Annotated in this window: 12 protein-coding genes and 1 riboswitch; of the genes, 4 read left to right on the top strand and 8 right to left on the bottom strand. The window is 70.9% G+C overall.

Annotation, left to right across the window (positions count from 1 at the left end):
- Positions 1-6 precede the first annotated feature (6 nt).
- The 3 genes from cobW to N7L95_RS26260 form a co-directional block, all read right to left on the bottom strand.
- Positions 7-1,056, bottom strand: coding sequence for a cobalamin biosynthesis protein CobW (gene cobW, locus N7L95_RS26270; RefSeq protein ID WP_301260583.1), 1,050 nt, complete (start codon positions 1,054-1,056; stop codon positions 7-9).
- A gap of 10 nt (positions 1,057-1,066) precedes the next feature.
- Complete coding sequence (locus tag N7L95_RS26265; RefSeq protein WP_301260582.1) at positions 1,067-1,747, bottom strand: HupE/UreJ family protein; 681 nt, start codon at positions 1,745-1,747, stop codon at positions 1,067-1,069.
- A 127-nt stretch (positions 1,748-1,874) separates the two neighbouring features.
- Positions 1,875-2,149: riboswitch (cobalamin riboswitch) on the bottom strand.
- An 86-nt stretch (positions 2,150-2,235) separates the two neighbouring features.
- A complete protein-coding gene (locus N7L95_RS26260; protein ID WP_301260581.1) occupies positions 2,236-3,324 on the bottom strand; it encodes a hypothetical protein in 1,089 nt (362 codons plus the stop codon).
- Between the two features lie 265 nt (positions 3,325-3,589).
- Between N7L95_RS26260 and N7L95_RS26255 the strand changes: the two genes are divergently transcribed.
- Positions 3,590-5,326 carry a polysaccharide lyase family 1 protein gene (locus N7L95_RS26255; RefSeq protein WP_301260580.1) on the top strand — a complete coding sequence of 579 codons (1,737 nt, stop codon included), beginning with the start codon at positions 3,590-3,592 and terminating at the stop codon, positions 5,324-5,326.
- 371 nt (positions 5,327-5,697) lie between these two features.
- Here N7L95_RS26255 and N7L95_RS26250 read toward each other — a convergent pair whose 3' ends face one another.
- The gene (locus N7L95_RS26250) at positions 5,698-6,654 is read right to left on the bottom strand and encodes a LysR substrate-binding domain-containing protein (RefSeq protein WP_301260579.1); all 957 of its coding nucleotides are present in this window, start codon (positions 6,652-6,654) and stop codon (positions 5,698-5,700) included.
- Positions 6,655-6,743: 89 nt separating this feature from the next.
- Here N7L95_RS26250 and N7L95_RS26245 point away from each other — a divergent pair, with 89 nt between their 5' ends.
- The 3 genes from N7L95_RS26245 (at position 6,744) to N7L95_RS26235 (ending at position 11,348) form a co-directional block, all read left to right on the top strand.
- The gene (locus tag N7L95_RS26245; protein ID WP_301260578.1) at positions 6,744-7,895 is read left to right on the top strand and encodes a YeiH family protein; all 1,152 of its coding nucleotides are present in this window, start codon (positions 6,744-6,746) and stop codon (positions 7,893-7,895) included.
- 239 nt (positions 7,896-8,134) lie between these two features.
- Positions 8,135-10,759 (top strand): phosphocholine-specific phospholipase C, encoded by a 2,625-nt coding sequence (locus N7L95_RS26240; RefSeq protein WP_301260577.1) that lies wholly within the window; start codon positions 8,135-8,137, stop codon positions 10,757-10,759.
- Between the two features lie 31 nt (positions 10,760-10,790).
- Positions 10,791-11,348: a PEP-CTERM sorting domain-containing protein gene (locus N7L95_RS26235; protein WP_301260576.1), complete on the top strand. Its 558-nt coding sequence runs from the start codon at positions 10,791-10,793 to the stop codon at positions 11,346-11,348.
- Positions 11,349-11,499: 151 nt separating this feature from the next.
- Here the strand turns inward: N7L95_RS26235 and N7L95_RS26230 are convergent, their stop codons facing one another.
- The 4 genes from N7L95_RS26230 to N7L95_RS26215 all read right to left on the bottom strand — a co-directional run bounded on the left by N7L95_RS26230 (position 11,500) and on the right by N7L95_RS26215 (position 15,053).
- Positions 11,500-11,976 carry a hypothetical protein gene (locus N7L95_RS26230; RefSeq protein WP_301260575.1) on the bottom strand — a complete coding sequence of 159 codons (477 nt, stop codon included), beginning with the start codon at positions 11,974-11,976 and terminating at the stop codon, positions 11,500-11,502.
- 87 nt (positions 11,977-12,063) lie between these two features.
- Positions 12,064-13,026, bottom strand: coding sequence for a TauD/TfdA family dioxygenase (locus tag N7L95_RS26225; protein ID WP_301260574.1), 963 nt, complete (start codon positions 13,024-13,026; stop codon positions 12,064-12,066).
- A gap of 15 nt (positions 13,027-13,041) precedes the next feature.
- Positions 13,042-14,823 (bottom strand): ABC transporter ATP-binding protein, encoded by a 1,782-nt coding sequence (locus tag N7L95_RS26220; protein ID WP_301260573.1) that lies wholly within the window; start codon positions 14,821-14,823, stop codon positions 13,042-13,044.
- The gene (locus N7L95_RS26215; RefSeq protein ID WP_301260572.1) at positions 14,820-15,053 is read right to left on the bottom strand and encodes a hypothetical protein; all 234 of its coding nucleotides are present in this window, start codon (positions 15,051-15,053) and stop codon (positions 14,820-14,822) included. Before N7L95_RS26215 ends, N7L95_RS26220 begins: the two co-directional genes overlap by 4 nt.
- Positions 15,054-15,055: the final 2 nt, after the last annotated feature.

Here is a 15,055-nt window from a genome sequence, read left to right as displayed (position 1 = left end):
GGCGGCCTAGGCCAGGGCCGGCGCAAGGCCGGCGCGCAGCGACGCCGCGTCCAGCCCCTGGCCGATGAACACGAGCCGGGTCGACGGCGCCTCGTCGTCGCGCCAGCGGCGGTCGAAGTGCGCATCGAAGCGCCGGCCCACCCCCTGCACCAGCAGCCGCATCGGCTTGCCCGGCAGTGCCACGAAGCCCTTCACGCGATAGAGCGTGTGGGCCGCCGCCAGGCCGGCGAGCGCCGCCATCAGGCGCTCGCGATCGACGGCCGGCAGCTCCAGCACCAGCGAGTCGAACTCGTCGTGCTCGTGCGCCTCCTCGTGGTCATGGTGGCTCTCGCGCAGGTGGATGTGCGCTTCGGCCGCCCGCTGCTGGCCCAGCAGCAGGTCCACCGGCAGTTCCCCGCCCCGTGCCGGGACGATCTTCACCTCAGCGGGGATCTCCGCCCGGATCAGCACCTCGGCCTCGCGGCGCTGGGCCTCGCTCATCAGGTCGATCTTGTTCAACACCACCAGGTCGGCGGCCGAGAGCTGGTCCTCGAACAACTCGTGCAAGGGCGATTCATGGTCGAGGTCGGGATCGGCCCGACGCTGCGCGTCCACCGCCGCAGGATCGGCCGCGAACTGCCCGGCCGCGGTGGCCGGCCCGTCGACGACGGTGATGACGGCATCCACCGTGAAGGCATTGGCAATGCCGGGCCAGTTGAAGGCCTGCACCAGCGGCTTGGGCAGGGCCAGGCCGGAGGTCTCGATCACCACATGGTCGATCTGCTCGCGCCGTTCGGCCAGCGCCTGCATCACCGGGAAGAACTCCTCCTGCACGGTGCAGCACAGGCAGCCGTTGGCCAGCTCGTAGAGCTGGCCGGGGCGCTCGCGGCCGTCGTCGTCGCAGCCGATGCCACACCCCTTGAGGATCTCGCCGTCGATGCCGAGCTCGCCGAACTCGTTGACGATGACCGCGATGCGCCGGCCCTGCGCGTTCTGCAGCACATGGCGCAGCAGCGTCGTCTTGCCACTGCCCAGGAAACCGGTGACGACGGTGGCGGGGATCTTGGTGGTCAGCACGTGCCCTCCCTCAGGCCGCCAGCGGCGCCAGTTGCACGAAGGAGAAGTAGGCTCCCAGCACGCCGACCACCGTGCCGGCCACCAGGCCGGCGCGCTGCAGCTGCGGCACGGTCCACCGCGAGGCCACCGTGGAGACGGCGACGACCAGCCCGGCCTGGATCAGCGCGAAGCCGAACAGGTAGGCCAGCAGCGGCGTGGATTCCGCACCGACGATGGATTCGCCGTAGGCATAGCCATGCAGCAGCCCGGCCACCGGCAGGGCCGTCCACAGCACTGCCGCCGGCAACGCCCGCCGCCACAGCAGCGCGAGCCCGGCGACCACCACGCTGAGGCCCACCAGCAGCTCGCCGGCCGGCAGCGTGACGGCATTGAGGTGCAGCACCGTGCCGGCCAGCGAGCCGGCGACAAACACACCCGCCAGGCCGGCCCGCAGTGCCAGTGGCAGCCGCGCCACCAACAGCGCCAGCGCCAGCACGAAGGCCAGGTGGTCCAGCCCGATCACCGGATGCGCGAGGCCGGACAGCAGCCCTTCGCCAAAGGTGCCGGGCATGGCGCCTCCCATGGCGTGGTGGGCGAAGGCCGGCGAGGCCAGCACCGCGAAGGCGGCAGCACCGCCGCGCACGGCAGCGCCCGTCCAGGCACGGTGAGGCGCCCTGGTGCGAGGGGAAGGCAGAAGGAGCAGACGGTCCATGACATCCTCTTCAGGCCGGCGTCCCCGCCGGCCGGGTGGCGAACGTGATGCCGTGAGAGGTACAGCCCGGACATTCCCGCGCCGGCTCCGGCCGCAGGAACAGCCCGGACGCCGCCCTCCCGCGGCTTCCGAGTGAGGGACGACGGCCGGTATCCGGGCTTGCAGAGCCGGGCGGCGCCGAGGCGGCACCACCCTGCGGAAAGGGGCTCGCCTTCCCGCACGCGGCTGCGTGCAGTGGCTGCAGGGCACCGCCGGCCCCTGCCTGAACCCTTCCTTGCCTGCTGACCGTTGCGGGGGCAGCACAGGCCTTGCCACGCTCGACGAAGCGCAGCGCACCTGTTTCCCGTTGAACCCACGCCCCCCTTGCTGGCAGGCGTCGGCACCGTCGATCCCGCCTGCCGGCCGGGCTTCGCCCGGTCCGCCAGGACGTGGCCATTCTAGAGGGACGGCGGGCGCCTGCACTGAGTGGGTTCCCGGAGCCGGCCCCCTTAGAAGCAGGCGGCCGTCAGCTTGCCGTACAAGGTGTTGAGGTCGAGCTGCGCAGGAAAGCCGGCTGGCACCTGCCCGCTGGCAAAGCCCCGGCTGCGCAGGCCGGCCAGGAAGGGATGGCTCAGGTACTGCTGGCTGAAGCTCCCCAGGTTGCCGAAGTAATGGGAGAACAGCCGGGCCGGGTCGAGCGCGAATTCGCCACGGTGGCTGGCGCCGTCGTTGCCGTCGTCCCAGCCCCAGGGCGCATTGGCCGAATGGCTGCTGCAGCTCTTGAGGCCGGCACCGCAGCCGCCACTGCTGTCGCCCTTGAAGCTGCCCCAGCTGTTGAAGGTCTGCGCCTGCGCACCCGGCTGCACGGCTTCGTCCAACGCGGCCGCCCACAGCCCGCCCGGCGCCGCCATGTCGACCAGGCGATAGGGCACCTGGCGATCGTTGCCCGAGGCCGGATGGCCGGCGGTGCCCAGGCTGGGGTAGTAGATCACGCCGTCCTGGTCGGCGGCGCCGTTGAAATCGGAGGTGTAGGGCCAGGCCTTCAGGCCATGGCCCTTGGCCTCCTGCACCGTCTTGACGCGGCTGACGCCCTCGTGCAGCTCGAAGGACAAGGTGCCGTCGATGTCCTCGTGGCCGCCCACGTAGGGGCTGCCAGGCGGGGTATAGGCATAGAAGTCGGTATGGAAGACGGTGATCATGCCTTCCAGCCGACCGAAGGCCGAGCCATCCTTGCGCACCGACAGCAGGGCGCCTTCCAGGTCGTTCTCGTGCTCCTGGTCGAAGATGGTGTCGGACCAGTCACGCGGGTGATAGAAGGCATAGGTGATGAAGTAGTGGCTGCAGCTCTCCACCACGGAGTAGTAGACGGTGGCCGGCCAGAGCCCGTCGCCCCGGTGATCCCAGTTGTTGGTGGTGACGCGGTCGCCGTCGTAGTCGTAGGCGGTGAGGTAGTCCGATGCCGCATCGCTGGAATCGGTGTCCTGGTAGTGCACCGGCGCATGGTGATAAGCCAGCTCGGCAGGGGTGGCGGCGGGCACGACGGCCGGCGCGAGAAGAACGCCGGCGCATGTGGCCAGGGCGACCATGGAACGTGGCATCGGGAGCTCCTTTGTCCAGACAACAAAAGCCGCCAGCCTGTCGGGCCGGCGTGTCGAGCCGATGACCGGGCAATCGCCCTGCCTGCCGGCGGGCTGCCCCCACCCGCCGTCCGCCCTGCCGCGGGCCGCCGCCACGGGGAAAAGTCCACTTTCAACATTTGCCTGCGCAAACCGGGCGAACGCGCGAAGAAACGGCCTAATGCCGCGGTCGATGCGACGCCGGCCACCGGCCTGCCGCTGCACTCCCACCCACCGGACCCCGCCCATGCCCCGCTCCCCGCGCCTTGCGCTTCATCTCCTTGCCTGCCTGCTTGCCGGCCACACCGGGGCCTGGGCGACGAGCGGCAACGCCGCCCCGTCCCCGCTGGCCTTCGGGGCGACCACGGCCGCCGAGGCGAGCGCCAGCGCGATCGACCCCGCCAAGGCGCGCGTCACCGCCCAGGCCAGCGGTCGCCTGGAGCTGTTCATCAATGGCCAGTTCATGGGCCGGGCCATCGACGCGCGGCAGCGCCTGAGCGCCTATGCCCGGGCGCTGCGGGTGGGCGACAACGTCATCGTGCTGCGGGTGCGCAGCCAGGACGCCGCGTCCTTTGCCTATGCACAGCTGCAAGGGGAGTTCGGCCGCGCAGTGAGCAACAGCGGATGGCGCGCCCGGTTGGCCTCGGCCGGCGAGGCGGCCGAGGCCAACGGCCCCTGGAGCCGGCTGGACTACAACGACAGCGACTGGGCCCCCGCCAGCGAGCGGCCCATCCCGCGCCCGAGCGGCTTCCCCTCGGACGGGGCGGCGCGCTCGATCTGGCCGGCCAACGCCGGCCCGGGCGTCGCCCTGTTCCGCCTGCGCCTGTGGGTGCCTGACGCCGCAGCGGCGCGCCCGCAAGGCTGGGGCAGCAGCGTCACCGGCGGCAGCGGCGGCGAGCGGGTGCGCGTGCGCACCCCGGCGGAGCTGGCCAGCGCGCTGTGCCGCACACGCAGCGGCTCCACCTGCACCGACACCACGCCCCGCATCATCGAGGTGGCGTCGACCCTCGACTTCCGTGGCAGCGAAGGTCCGGAGCACAAGCCGGGTTGCTACCAGGCCGTCTGCCCGGCGCCGATGCAAAGCGAGCGACTGATCGTCGCGGCGCCCGGTATCACCCATTGCGACGGCAAGCCCACCTTCTCGGTCGCCTTCGACGCGGCGGGCCGCACGCCGCTGCTGGTGGGCTCCAACAAGACGCTGATCGGCATCGGCGATGACGGCGTCATCAAGGGCAAGGGGTTGATGCTGAGAGGCGGCGTGAGCAACATCGCGATCCGCAACCTGAGCTTCAGCGACATCAACCCCGGCATCGTCTTCGCGGGCGACGCCATCACGCTGGACGACACCGACCGGGTCTGGATCGACCACAACCGCTTCCAGCGCATCGGCCGCCAGCACATCGTCTCCGGCTGGGGCAAGGCCTCGCGCGTCACCATCTCGTGGAACCAGTTCGACGGCCGCAGCGCAGCCTCCGCCACCTGCAACGGCCAGCACTACTGGATGCTGCTGCTGGTCGGCAAGGACGACAGCATCACCTTCGCCAACAACTGGCTGCACGATTTCTCGGGCCGCAGTCCCAAGATCGGCACCGCGGCCGGCCGCGCCAGCGTGCAGTTGGTGAACAACTACCTGCAGCGCGGCAAGGGGCACGCGATCGACGTCACGGCCCCCGCCCAGGTGCTGGTGGAGGGCAACTACTTCACGTCGGTGCACACGCCCCTGGTGCGGCATGAGGATGCCGGCGGCGTGTGGGCCCCCCTCGGCACACCGGACAGCGGCGCGCAGGCCGCCTGCCGCGCGGCCCTTGGCCGCGACTGCGCCGGCAACGAGGAGCGCGGCGCGCTGGAGCGCGGCGGCTTCCGGGTGCAGCCGTCGGTGCTGGAGCGATTCAAGGCCGACGGCGCGCACCACACCGTGACGCCGTATCCGGCGAGCAAGGTGCCCGAGGTGGTGCCGCACCTTGCCGGGCCAGGGCACCTTTGAACGCTGGCGGATGGCCGGTACGGCTCGGGCGCTCGTGCACCGATGCGCACACGCCCAGCCCGGCCTTGTCCGTACTGGCCGCCGGCGGCAAGCCGAGGCGACGCACCCCGGAGATGCCACGCTGCGGTGCCCCGGCGTGGCGGCACGGCGCTCGCCGTCGCAAGCAGAAGGATCGCGGGTTCGAAGGGTGCAACGGCGCCGCGCACAGCCGTCTCGCCGAGCACCCGCGACGAGCGACCACATCGAGATCCCCACGCCCTGATGGACAGCGAGCGATGCGCGGCTGGCGGGCAGGGTGACGGGAGCACCCGGCGCCGCTGCCCGGGCAACCGTCTGCGACGGCGACCGATGCGCGGCGGCAAGCGCGGGCCCTACGGTGCAGGCCCGGTCCTGGCGCCGCCCTTCGGCGGCATGGCCGGCCGCCCCACCTCCACCCCCATGCGCTCCAGCAGCGCCGCCACCGCTGCGGACTGCCGCTTCAGGCGGTGCACCACCACATAGCAAGGCCGGAAGGCCTTCGGCCAGCCGGTCTTCAGCACCCGGAGCCGGCCGGCCTGCACCAGGTCGTCCACCACCCAGCGCGACAGGCAGGCCAGCCCCACGCCGTGCGCCGCCGCGTGCTTGATGGCCTCCGAGCTGCCGATCTCGATGCTGCGCCGGTAAGCCCGCAAGCGCGGCAGCACCGCCTCGTCGGCCGCCTGCCGCGTGCCGGAGCCGGCTTCACGCAGCAGCCAGACCGCCTCGCGCAAGGCCGCCGCGGGCAGCACGCCGTCAGCCGGCGTGCACCGCGTGCTGCCGACGATGACCATCTCGTCGCGCAGCCAGGGCAGGGCCTCCACCTGCGGCTCATGCACCGGTCCCTCGACCAGGCCGATGTCCAGCTCGAAGCTGGCCACCCGGCGGCCGATCTCGGCGGTGTTGGCGATGGCCACGGCCGACTGCCACGCCGGTGCCTCGCCCAGCGCGAGGCCCGCGAACAAGCGCCCCAGCAAGCCCGGCAGCACATAGTTGCCGATGGTCGTGCTGGCGCCGATGCGCATGTGCTGCAGCCGGGCCCGGCCGTCGTGCGCCAGGCGTTCGATGTCGCTGGCGCCATCCAGCAATGCCAGCGCGCGCGGCAGCAGCGCCCGGCCGCTGTCGTTGAGCAGCAGGCGCTTGCCGGCGCGGTCGAACACCTGCAGTGAGAGCAGCCGTTCGAGCTCGTTGACCGCGGCGCTGGTGGCGGACTGCGACAGCGCAATCTGCTGGGCCGCCGCGGCGGTGCTGCCGTGGCGAGCCACGGCGACGAAGATCTGCAACTGGCGCAGCGTGAGGCGGAGCACGTCCATGGGCGGCGGTGTTTCAAGCGATCAGGTCGCTCGATGCTACACAAACAAGTCGTTGGACGGCTTGATGCGAGCTTCATAGAGTGCCGCCCATGTTCACCCTGCATCGACCGCCGCCTGCGGCAACGCTTCCCGGCGGCCACGCCGCCTCACGCCCGGGCTCGCACGCCCCTGCCCCGGCCTGGCACCGCCACCGTGCCCTGCTGCCCGGCCTGCTGCTGTGCCTTGCGCTGGCGGCAGCGGCCCTGCTGCTGGCCGGATGGACCGGCCCGCGGTCTCACCTGACGAGCCCGCTCACGCTGGCCATGTTGCTGGGCGCCGCCTGCGGCAACCTGCTGCAGGCGCGGCGGGGTGGCGGCGGAGGCGCGCACCTGGAAGACGGCTTGGCGCTGTGCCGGCAGACCCTGCTGCGCGGCGGCATCGTCCTCTACGGTCTGCGCCTGACGCTGGGCGACCTGGCACACATCGGCAGCGCCGCCGTGGCAGTCGACGCGCTCGTGCTGGCATCGACCATCTTCCTCGCCCGGGTGGCCGGCACCCGCTGGCTGGGGCTCGACGCCAGGACCGCCACGCTGATCGGCGCCGGCAGCGCAATCTGCGGTGCCGCCGCCGTGATGGCCACACAGTCGGCCGTGCGCGCCCGCGCCGAGGACGTGGCCGTGGCCGTGGTCAGCGTGGTCGCCTGCGGCACCGGCGCGGTGCTGCTCTATCCGCTGCTCTACGAATGGAACCAGCACGCTCGGGTGCTGCCGCCGGACGCCCGGACCTTCGGCATCTACATCGGGTCCACCGTGCACGAAGTGGCCCAGGTGGTGTCGGCCGCCCGCGCCATCGGGCCGCAAGCGGCCGACACGGCGGTGGTCACCAAGATGGCCCGGGTGCTCATGCTCCTGCCGTTCCTGCTGGTGGTGTCGCGCTTCACCCACGCGGCGCAGGCCGGGTCGGAGGGGGGCAGCGATCGCACCTCGCCGGCTCCCGGCGCGGTGCCCTGGTTCGCCGCCGGCTTCCTGCTGCTGGTGCTGCTTCGCACCTGGCTGCCGGTGCCGGCAGCACTGCTGGCGCTCGCCGCCACGCTGGACCAGTGCCTGCTGGCCGTGGCGATGGCGGCCCTCGGGCTCGGCGCGCGCTGGGACACCCTGCGTGCTGCCGGCGTCCGCCCGCTGCTGCTGGGCCTGGGCCTGTTCGCCTGGCTGGTGGTGGGCGGCGCCTGCATCAACCGGTGGGTGCCGGCCTGGCTGGGTTGAAGCCGCGGCGTATAGGCAACAGCGGCCCCTGGGGCGGCAGCCGACGGTCCTGCCCCGGGCGCCGCCCGGCGGTGCTTCATCAGGGGGTCATCGAAGGCGGCGAGCATGCCGGCCAGCGGCAGCGCAGCCCGGATCATCGACAGCCACCGGCTGCGAGGCCATCCTGCCGCTGCCCCTGGCGCGCCCGGTCTGCCACCGGCGCCGCCGTCCCTCTTTTCCTCCTGCCGAGGTCCAGCCCCATGACCCAGCCCTCCCGCAGAGCCTTCCTGAGCACGGCTTGCGCCGCCATGGCCGGCTCCAGCACCTTCGCCGCCACGCTGCGGCGCGCACTGGACACGCCGGCCCACCACCGCAGCGGCACCATTGCCGACCTGGGGCATGTGATCTTCCTGATGCAGGAGAACCGCTCCTTCGACAGCTATTTCGGCACGCTGTGCGGCGTGCGCGGCTACAGCGATCCCCGCCCCATTCCGCTGCCCGGCGGGCAACCCGTCTGGGCGCAGCCCCACGGCAGCGGCCATGTGCTGCCCTACCACTTCGACATCCGCAACACCAATGCGCTGCGGGTCGGCCTGGACCACAGCTGGAAGGGCAGCGAGGCCACCTGGAAGGACTGGAACGCCTGGGTCGCCCGCAAGACCGTGCGCACGATGGGGCACTTCGACCGCAGCGACCTGCCCTTCTACTACGCGCTGGCCGACGCCTTCACCGTCTGCGACGCCTACCACTGCTCGGTCTTCGGTCCCACCGACCCGAACCGCTTCTATGCGCTGAGCGGCCATGCCGGCGGCCACGTCACCGGCATCCCGGACGCCCGGCTCTACAACGTCAACAACGGCACCTACAACGCCGACATCGCCAATGACGCGCCCTCGGCCCGCGGCATCGAATGGCGCAGCCATGCCGAGCTGCTGGAGGCCAACGGCATCAGCTGGAAGGTCTACCAAGAGTGGGACAACTACGGCGACAACTACCTGCAGTACTTCAGGAGTTTCCGGGTGGACGCCAGCGGCCGGCCGCTCACGCCCGACTCGGCGCTCTACCGGCGCGGCCGCGCGATGGCGCCCGGCTCGAACGCCACCAATGCGGCAGGCACCACCGGGCAATGGCTGATCGACGACTTCGCGGCCGACGTGGCGGCCGGCCGGCTGCCGGCCGTGTCATGGATCTGCGCACCCACCGAGTATTGCGAGCACCCGGACCAGACGCCCAATGCCGGTGAACACTTCACCGCCCGCCTGCTGCAGGCGCTGGTGGCGCACCCCGAGGTCTGGTCACGCACGGCCCTGATCCTGACCTATGACGAGAACGACGGCTTCTTCGATCACATGCCGCCGGCCGTGCCGCCGCTGGGCGTCGCCCGCGGCCGCACCACGCTCGGCAACGCCACCCAGGGCGAGGTGCATGGCAGCGAGCCGATCGGGCTTGGGCCGCGCGTGCCCGCGCTGGTCGTGTCGCCGTGGAGCAAGGGCGGCCGGGTGTGCTCCCAGCTGTTCGACCACACCTCGCTGCTGCGCCTGCTGGAGACCTGGCTGGTGCACGGCCGCGGGCTGGAGCCGGCCAGGGTGCGCTGCGACGCCATCTCGCCCTGGCGGCGCGCGGTCTGTGGTGACTTGACGCAGGCCTTCGACTTCGCGGCCCCGCCGGCCGGCTTCCCGGACAGCGTGCCGCGCTCGGCCGTCTACTTCAAGGGCTGGGGCAGCCGCGACGCGCTCCCGCCGGCCCGCCAGGCCCTGCCGCGCCAGGAGCGCTCCGCCAGTGGCAGGCCACGCCCGGCCATGCCGCTGACCTATCGCTGCCAGCTGCACGGCACCGCCCTGCCCGCCAGCCAGTTCGCGCTCGACTTCGGCAATGCCGCCGCGGCCGGCACGCCGGCAGCCGCCTACATCGTCTACTCCACGCTGCGCAGCGACGGGCCCTGGCACTACACGGTGGAGGCCGGCAAGCGCATCGAGCGGGAGGTGTGGAACTGGAGCACGCCGGCCTACCACCTCGCGGTGCACAGCCACAACGGCTTCCTGCGCGAGTTCCGCGGCAACCTGGCATCGGCCGCGGCCCGCGCCGAGGTGGGCCTGGAAGAAGACGCTGCCGCGCGGGTGGTGCGCCTGAGTTTCTTCAACGGCGGCGCCGGCACCTGCCGCTTCCGCTGCGTGGACAACGCCTATGGCGACCGCACCGTGATCAGCATCGATGTGCCGCCCGGCCAGACGCGGGTGCAGCCGCGCGATGTCTCCCCCAGCCACGGCTGGTACGACCTGGTGGTGACGGTGGACGGCGACCCCAGCTACCAGCGCCGCCTGGCCGGCCATCTGGAAGGCGCCGGCCTGGATGCCACCGACCCGGTGCTCAATGGCCTGGCCAGCGTCACCTGGTCGCCGCCGCCCGTGCTGCCCCCCACCCCACCGGCCGCCGCCAGCCTGCGGCTGCAGAGCGAACGCATCCGTGCCGGCCAGGCGGCGCAGGTGCAGTGGCAAGGCCTGCCACCCGGTAGCCGGCACTGGATCGGCGTCTACCGCAAGGGCCAGACCCCGGGCGTGCAGGGCTCGCTGGCCTGGAACTACCTTGCCAGCGCCGCGGGCAGCCAGGCGGTGGCCGGCTTGCAGGAGGGCGAGTACTTCATCGGCCTCTTCCTGGACGACGGCTATGCCGAGGCGGCGCCGCGCGCCGCCCTGCGGGTGCTGGCGGCCGGTGACCTGGACGCCAGCGGCGCAGTGGATGCGGCCGACCGCGAGGCGCTGCGCCAGGCGCTCGCCAGCTGCACCGGGCAGGCGCGCTTCGAGCCGCTGGCCGATTTCGATGCCGACGGCTGCGTGACGCAGGCCGACTACCGGGCCTGGTACCAGGCCTATGGCGGGGCTCGCTGAGCCGCGTCACGCCTGCACCACACCCTCCACCATGAACTACCGCTCCTTGCTGGCCAGCCTGCTGCTGGCCGCCAGCCCGCTGTTCGCCCGGGCCGCCGGTGCGGCGCTGCAGCTGACCGGCGAGCCGCGCGTCGGCCAGTCCTTCGCGCTGCAGTTGCGGCTGCGCCATCCGTTCGCGCAGCTCGATCCGGCCGAGCTGCTGCTGTCCTTCGGCTTCCGGCTCGACTTCGATGCCAGCCGGCTGCAGCTGCTGCAGTTCCTGCCCGCCGAAGGGTGGAACGACGACAGCCCCTGGCTCGGCCCCGGCCGCTACGGCGCGTCGGCCTTCCCCGGTGTGGCCGACCCGGGGACGGAAGTACTGGCGCTTGGGACCTTGCGCTTTCGGGTGCTGGACGCCGGTGTGACCCGCCTTCGCGTGTTCAGCGAGGCGAGCGATCTCGACCTCGGGCTCAACTACCTCATTGCCGGCCCCGCCGAGCTGGCCGCCGAACACACCCTGGCGCTGAGCCCGGTGCCGGAGCCGGCCACCGTCGTGTTGACGGTGGCGGGCCTGGTGGCCCTGGGCACACGCCGCAGGCGTGCCGGCTGAGGATGGCTTCACCGCCCTGTGGCGGCATCGGCTGCCGGGCCGGCGGCGCCGGCCTGCGAGGCCCGCAGCGCCGAGGCAGGCAACGGCGATGCGCCACTCGGGCAGACCGGCCTGTCGCGCCGCACAGCGCGCCGCCGGTGCACGCCTGGTGTCAGGAAATCAGGTTCATGCTGCGGAAGGTCTCGGTGTTCCGGCGCAGCGTCGACAGCGACTGGCTCTTGCCGAAGAACTCCAGCAGGTCGCCGATCGGGATGCCGGGCGGGTTCCCGAAGACCATGTAGGAGATGAGCGCGCTCAGCTTGGCGGTGGACGTCTGGAGCGACGCCGCCGTGCCGGCAATGGCGCTCTCGATGTCGCAGGCGCTCCACATCCTGAGCTGCTCGAAGGCCGCCAGGCAGTCGTCCAGCATCTTCAAGGTGACCGAGGCCTCCCCGGACAGGTGGACCAGGTGCCACGGTGGCGTGCGGGGCCCACAGAAGAGAGGCAAGACCAGGTCGATGGCGGCCTGCCCTGCCTCGGCGCGCGAGTAGGTCAACGCCAGAAGCCGCTTGAGCTTCAAGTCCTCATGCAGGAATTCCAGCGTCGCTTCGACGTGTCGCGACACCTCGAGTTCGGTATTGGTAGCCATCCGCAATCCGGCCTTCCTTGTTGCTGCCGAGCTAAATCTGCAAGAACGGGCCGGGCATCACCCGCTGGCCCATCACCGTGGCGAGTCTCACGTCCGGGTGCGTGTCCGGGCCATGCCGACCAGCACCTTTCGCGCGCCCGAATAGGGCTGCCGGCCATGCGTGTAGAGCATGTTGTCGAGGAGGACGATATCGTCCTTCTGCCACTCGAAATGGAACTTCACCTCATCGTAGGCCGCGCGGATCTGGTCGAGATCGGCGACGTCGATGGGCGTGCCGTCACCGAAATAGACATTGCGCGGAAGGTCCTCCACCCGGTACAGCGCCTGCATGTCGCGGCCGACCTCGCCGGCCAGCCCCGAGACGTGGAACAGGTGCGCCTGGTTGAACCAGACCTTCTCGCCGGTGACCGGGTGCACCTCCGTGGCAGGCGTGGTCTGCCGGGTGCGCAGCCCGTTGTTGTCGGTCCATTCGAACGCGATGTCGTTGCTCTCGCAGAAGGCCTCGACTTCCCGCTTGTCGTTCGTCTGGAACACCTCGCTCCACGGCAGGTCGACGTTGCCGTAGTTCCTCACGTACTGCAGCTTCTTCTTCTCGAACTTCTCGACAAGCGCCGCGGGCAGCCTCGCCAGCACTTCCCGGCTGTCGGCCAGCGGGGTGGCTCCCCCCATCCCGGGTCCCGGCGGGATCATGCAGAAGAACCCGATGTGCATGGCCCACGCATTGGCGTAGGACGACTCGTTGTGCTGCGGGATCGTCTCGCTGGGATGGTATTCGGTGGCGGTGTAGACGTTGCCCCCCAGCTTGGTGCGCGGGGTGGAACGGTAGGTGTATTCGGCCAGCGAATGCTCGAACAGCTCCTCGAGGAACTGGCCGAACTGCTTGCTGCCGTGGAAGCGCAGGCCGCGCACCAGCAGGGCACCCTGGTCATGCAAGAGGGACTGCACCTGCTCCTTGTTCTGCCTGGCCCAGTCGAGCGAATGGGTGAGCGGCTTCACCTGGAGAAGGATATTGCGCCCGGCGATTTCCTGAAGTTCATTGCGTAGATTCATAGACAACTTCTCTCCTCAATTCGTACCGGTTCCGACCAGCAGCGGCTCCACGCCCTCCTGCACCGGCTTGCGGAACTGCCGCGCCACCAGGCGCGCGTAGTAGGGATGCGAGTTCAACAGCTCTTCATGGCTGCCCGAGCCCGAGATGCGCCCGCCTTCGAGGAAGTAGATGCGGTCGGCATGGATGACGGTGGCCAGCCGGTGGGCCACCACGATATTGGTGCGCCCCTGCATCAGCGATTCCAGCGCCACCTTGACGCGGTGCTCGGTCTCGCTGTCCAGGCTGGAGGTCGCTTCATCCAGGATCAGGATGTCGGGATTGCGCAGGAACATGCGGGCGATCGCAATGCGCTGCCGCTGCCCGCCCGAGAGGTTGCCGCCCTGCTCGCTCAGCACGGTGTCTAGGCCTTGCGGCATCTGCTCGATGAACTCGAGCGCGCCGGCCTTCTCGGCGGCCATGCGCACCATGTCGTCGCTGTAGGCGCCGGACAGGCCGTAGAGGATGTTGTCGCGCACGGTGCCCGGCATGATGGGCGCGCTCTGCGCCACGTAGCCGATGCGCTCGCGCCAGGCGCCCAGCGAGAAGTCGCCGATCGGCTTGCCGTCATAGAGCACCGCGCCTTCGGTGGGCGCATAGAAGCGCTCGATCAGCGACAGGATGGTGGTCTTGCCATTGCCACTGGCGCCCACCAGCGCAGTGGTCGTGCCCGGCCGGAACGCCAGGTTGATGCCGTGCAGCACCTTGGCATCGCGCCCCGGGTAGGAGAACGACACCTCGCGGAACTCCAGCGTCCCGTGCGTGTTGCCGACCGCCTCGCCCTCACGGCCCTCCTCTTCGCCATGCTGCAGCAGCGCGGCGATGCGGGTGGACGCGCCCTTGGCCTTCTGCAGCTCCGCCATGAAGTTGGTCAGCTGGATCAGCGGCACGGCGACATTGAAGATGTACAGGATGAACGCGGTCAGCGTGCCGATGCTGATGCTGCCGCTGCTCACGCGCGCACTGCCGTAGACGAGGATGAACAGCACCGCCGCCGTCAGCGACAGGCTGATCAGCGGCTCAAGCGCGGCGTTGATCTTCGCCACCTGGAAGCCGAGCCGCCGGATGTCCTCGATCTCCTGCCGGTTGCGCTCGCGCTCGCGCGCCTCGGCGGTGAATGCCTTGACCAGGCGGATCTCCGACAGCACATGGGTGAGGATGCCGCCCAGCTTGGCGGTGCGGTCCTGCGTGCTGCGCCCCAGGCCTTCCAGCAGGCCCGCCAACGGAATCACCACCGCAAAGGCGGCGGCAACGCAGCCCAGCACGGTGAGCGTCAGCCGCACGTCCAGGTACAGGAGCACGACCACCGACCCGGCCAGCACCAGCACGCCCGTCAACAGGTTGATGGCCTGGCGCGTCGCCAGCTCCGAGATCGACTGGCAGTCGTTCAGCACGCGGCTGACACGCTCACCGGTGCTTTCCTCGTCATACGAGGCGACCGGCAACCTGAGCAGCTTGTCGATCAACAAGCTGCGCAGCGCCGCGATCATCTCGTGCCCGACCCGACCGAGCAGGTAGGACGACAGCCCGGAGGCCAGCGCGGAGCCGAGCATCACCACCGCCAGCAGCACGATGCTGGCCTGGTTCACCATGCCGCCGGCCAGCTCATCGACCAGTTGCCGGGTCAACACCGGGAAGCCCAGCGTGCCGGCGACCGACAGCACCGCAATGCCGGTGGCCGCCGCGAGCAGCAGGCCGGGCGGACGGGCCAGGCGCAGCAGCTGCCACAGCGATCCATAGGAGGAACGGGCCCGGCTCATGACAGCGACTCCAGCCCGCGCCACAGGTCGGGTGCCTGCCGGCCTTGCCCCGGCAGGGCCGGTCGCCGGCCCCTGGCCGCCCTGCCCGCCGCGGGGGCGAGTGCCAGCACTGCGCCGCGGACCATGCCGGTGTCGCGCGCCGGCCGCTGTTGCGTGCCGGTCGAGCACATCACGAAGTGCTCCGGATCGATGCTGCGCAGGTTCGATGCGAGCAGCTTGAAGGTCTTCAAGA

This window comes from Eleftheria terrae (assembly GCF_030419005.1).
Lineage (GTDB): Bacteria > Pseudomonadota > Gammaproteobacteria > Burkholderiales > Burkholderiaceae_C > Caldimonas > Caldimonas terrae.
This window is presented reverse-complemented; position numbering and strand designations above follow the sequence as displayed.

Excerpts from the sequence above, each read along its gene's own strand:
- N7L95_RS26265 (WP_301260582.1), bottom strand. The coding sequence starts at position 1,747 with ATGGACCGTCTGCTCCTTCTGCCTTCCCCTCGCACCAGGGCGCCTCAC.
- N7L95_RS26260 (WP_301260581.1), bottom strand. The coding sequence starts at position 3,324 with ATGCCACGTTCCATGGTCGCCCTGGCCACATGCGCCGGCGTTCTTCTC.
- N7L95_RS26255 (WP_301260580.1), top strand. The coding sequence starts at position 3,590 with ATGCCCCGCTCCCCGCGCCTTGCGCTTCATCTCCTTGCCTGCCTGCTT.
- N7L95_RS26250 (WP_301260579.1), bottom strand. The coding sequence starts at position 6,654 with ATGGACGTGCTCCGCCTCACGCTGCGCCAGTTGCAGATCTTCGTCGCC.
- N7L95_RS26245 (WP_301260578.1), top strand. The coding sequence starts at position 6,744 with ATGTTCACCCTGCATCGACCGCCGCCTGCGGCAACGCTTCCCGGCGGC.
- N7L95_RS26240 (WP_301260577.1), top strand. The coding sequence starts at position 8,135 with ATGACCCAGCCCTCCCGCAGAGCCTTCCTGAGCACGGCTTGCGCCGCC.
- N7L95_RS26235 (WP_301260576.1), top strand. The coding sequence starts at position 10,791 with ATGAACTACCGCTCCTTGCTGGCCAGCCTGCTGCTGGCCGCCAGCCCG.
- N7L95_RS26230 (WP_301260575.1), bottom strand. The coding sequence starts at position 11,976 with ATGGCTACCAATACCGAACTCGAGGTGTCGCGACACGTCGAAGCGACG.
- N7L95_RS26225 (WP_301260574.1), bottom strand. The coding sequence starts at position 13,026 with ATGAATCTACGCAATGAACTTCAGGAAATCGCCGGGCGCAATATCCTT.
- N7L95_RS26220 (WP_301260573.1), bottom strand. The coding sequence starts at position 14,823 with ATGAGCCGGGCCCGTTCCTCCTATGGATCGCTGTGGCAGCTGCTGCGC.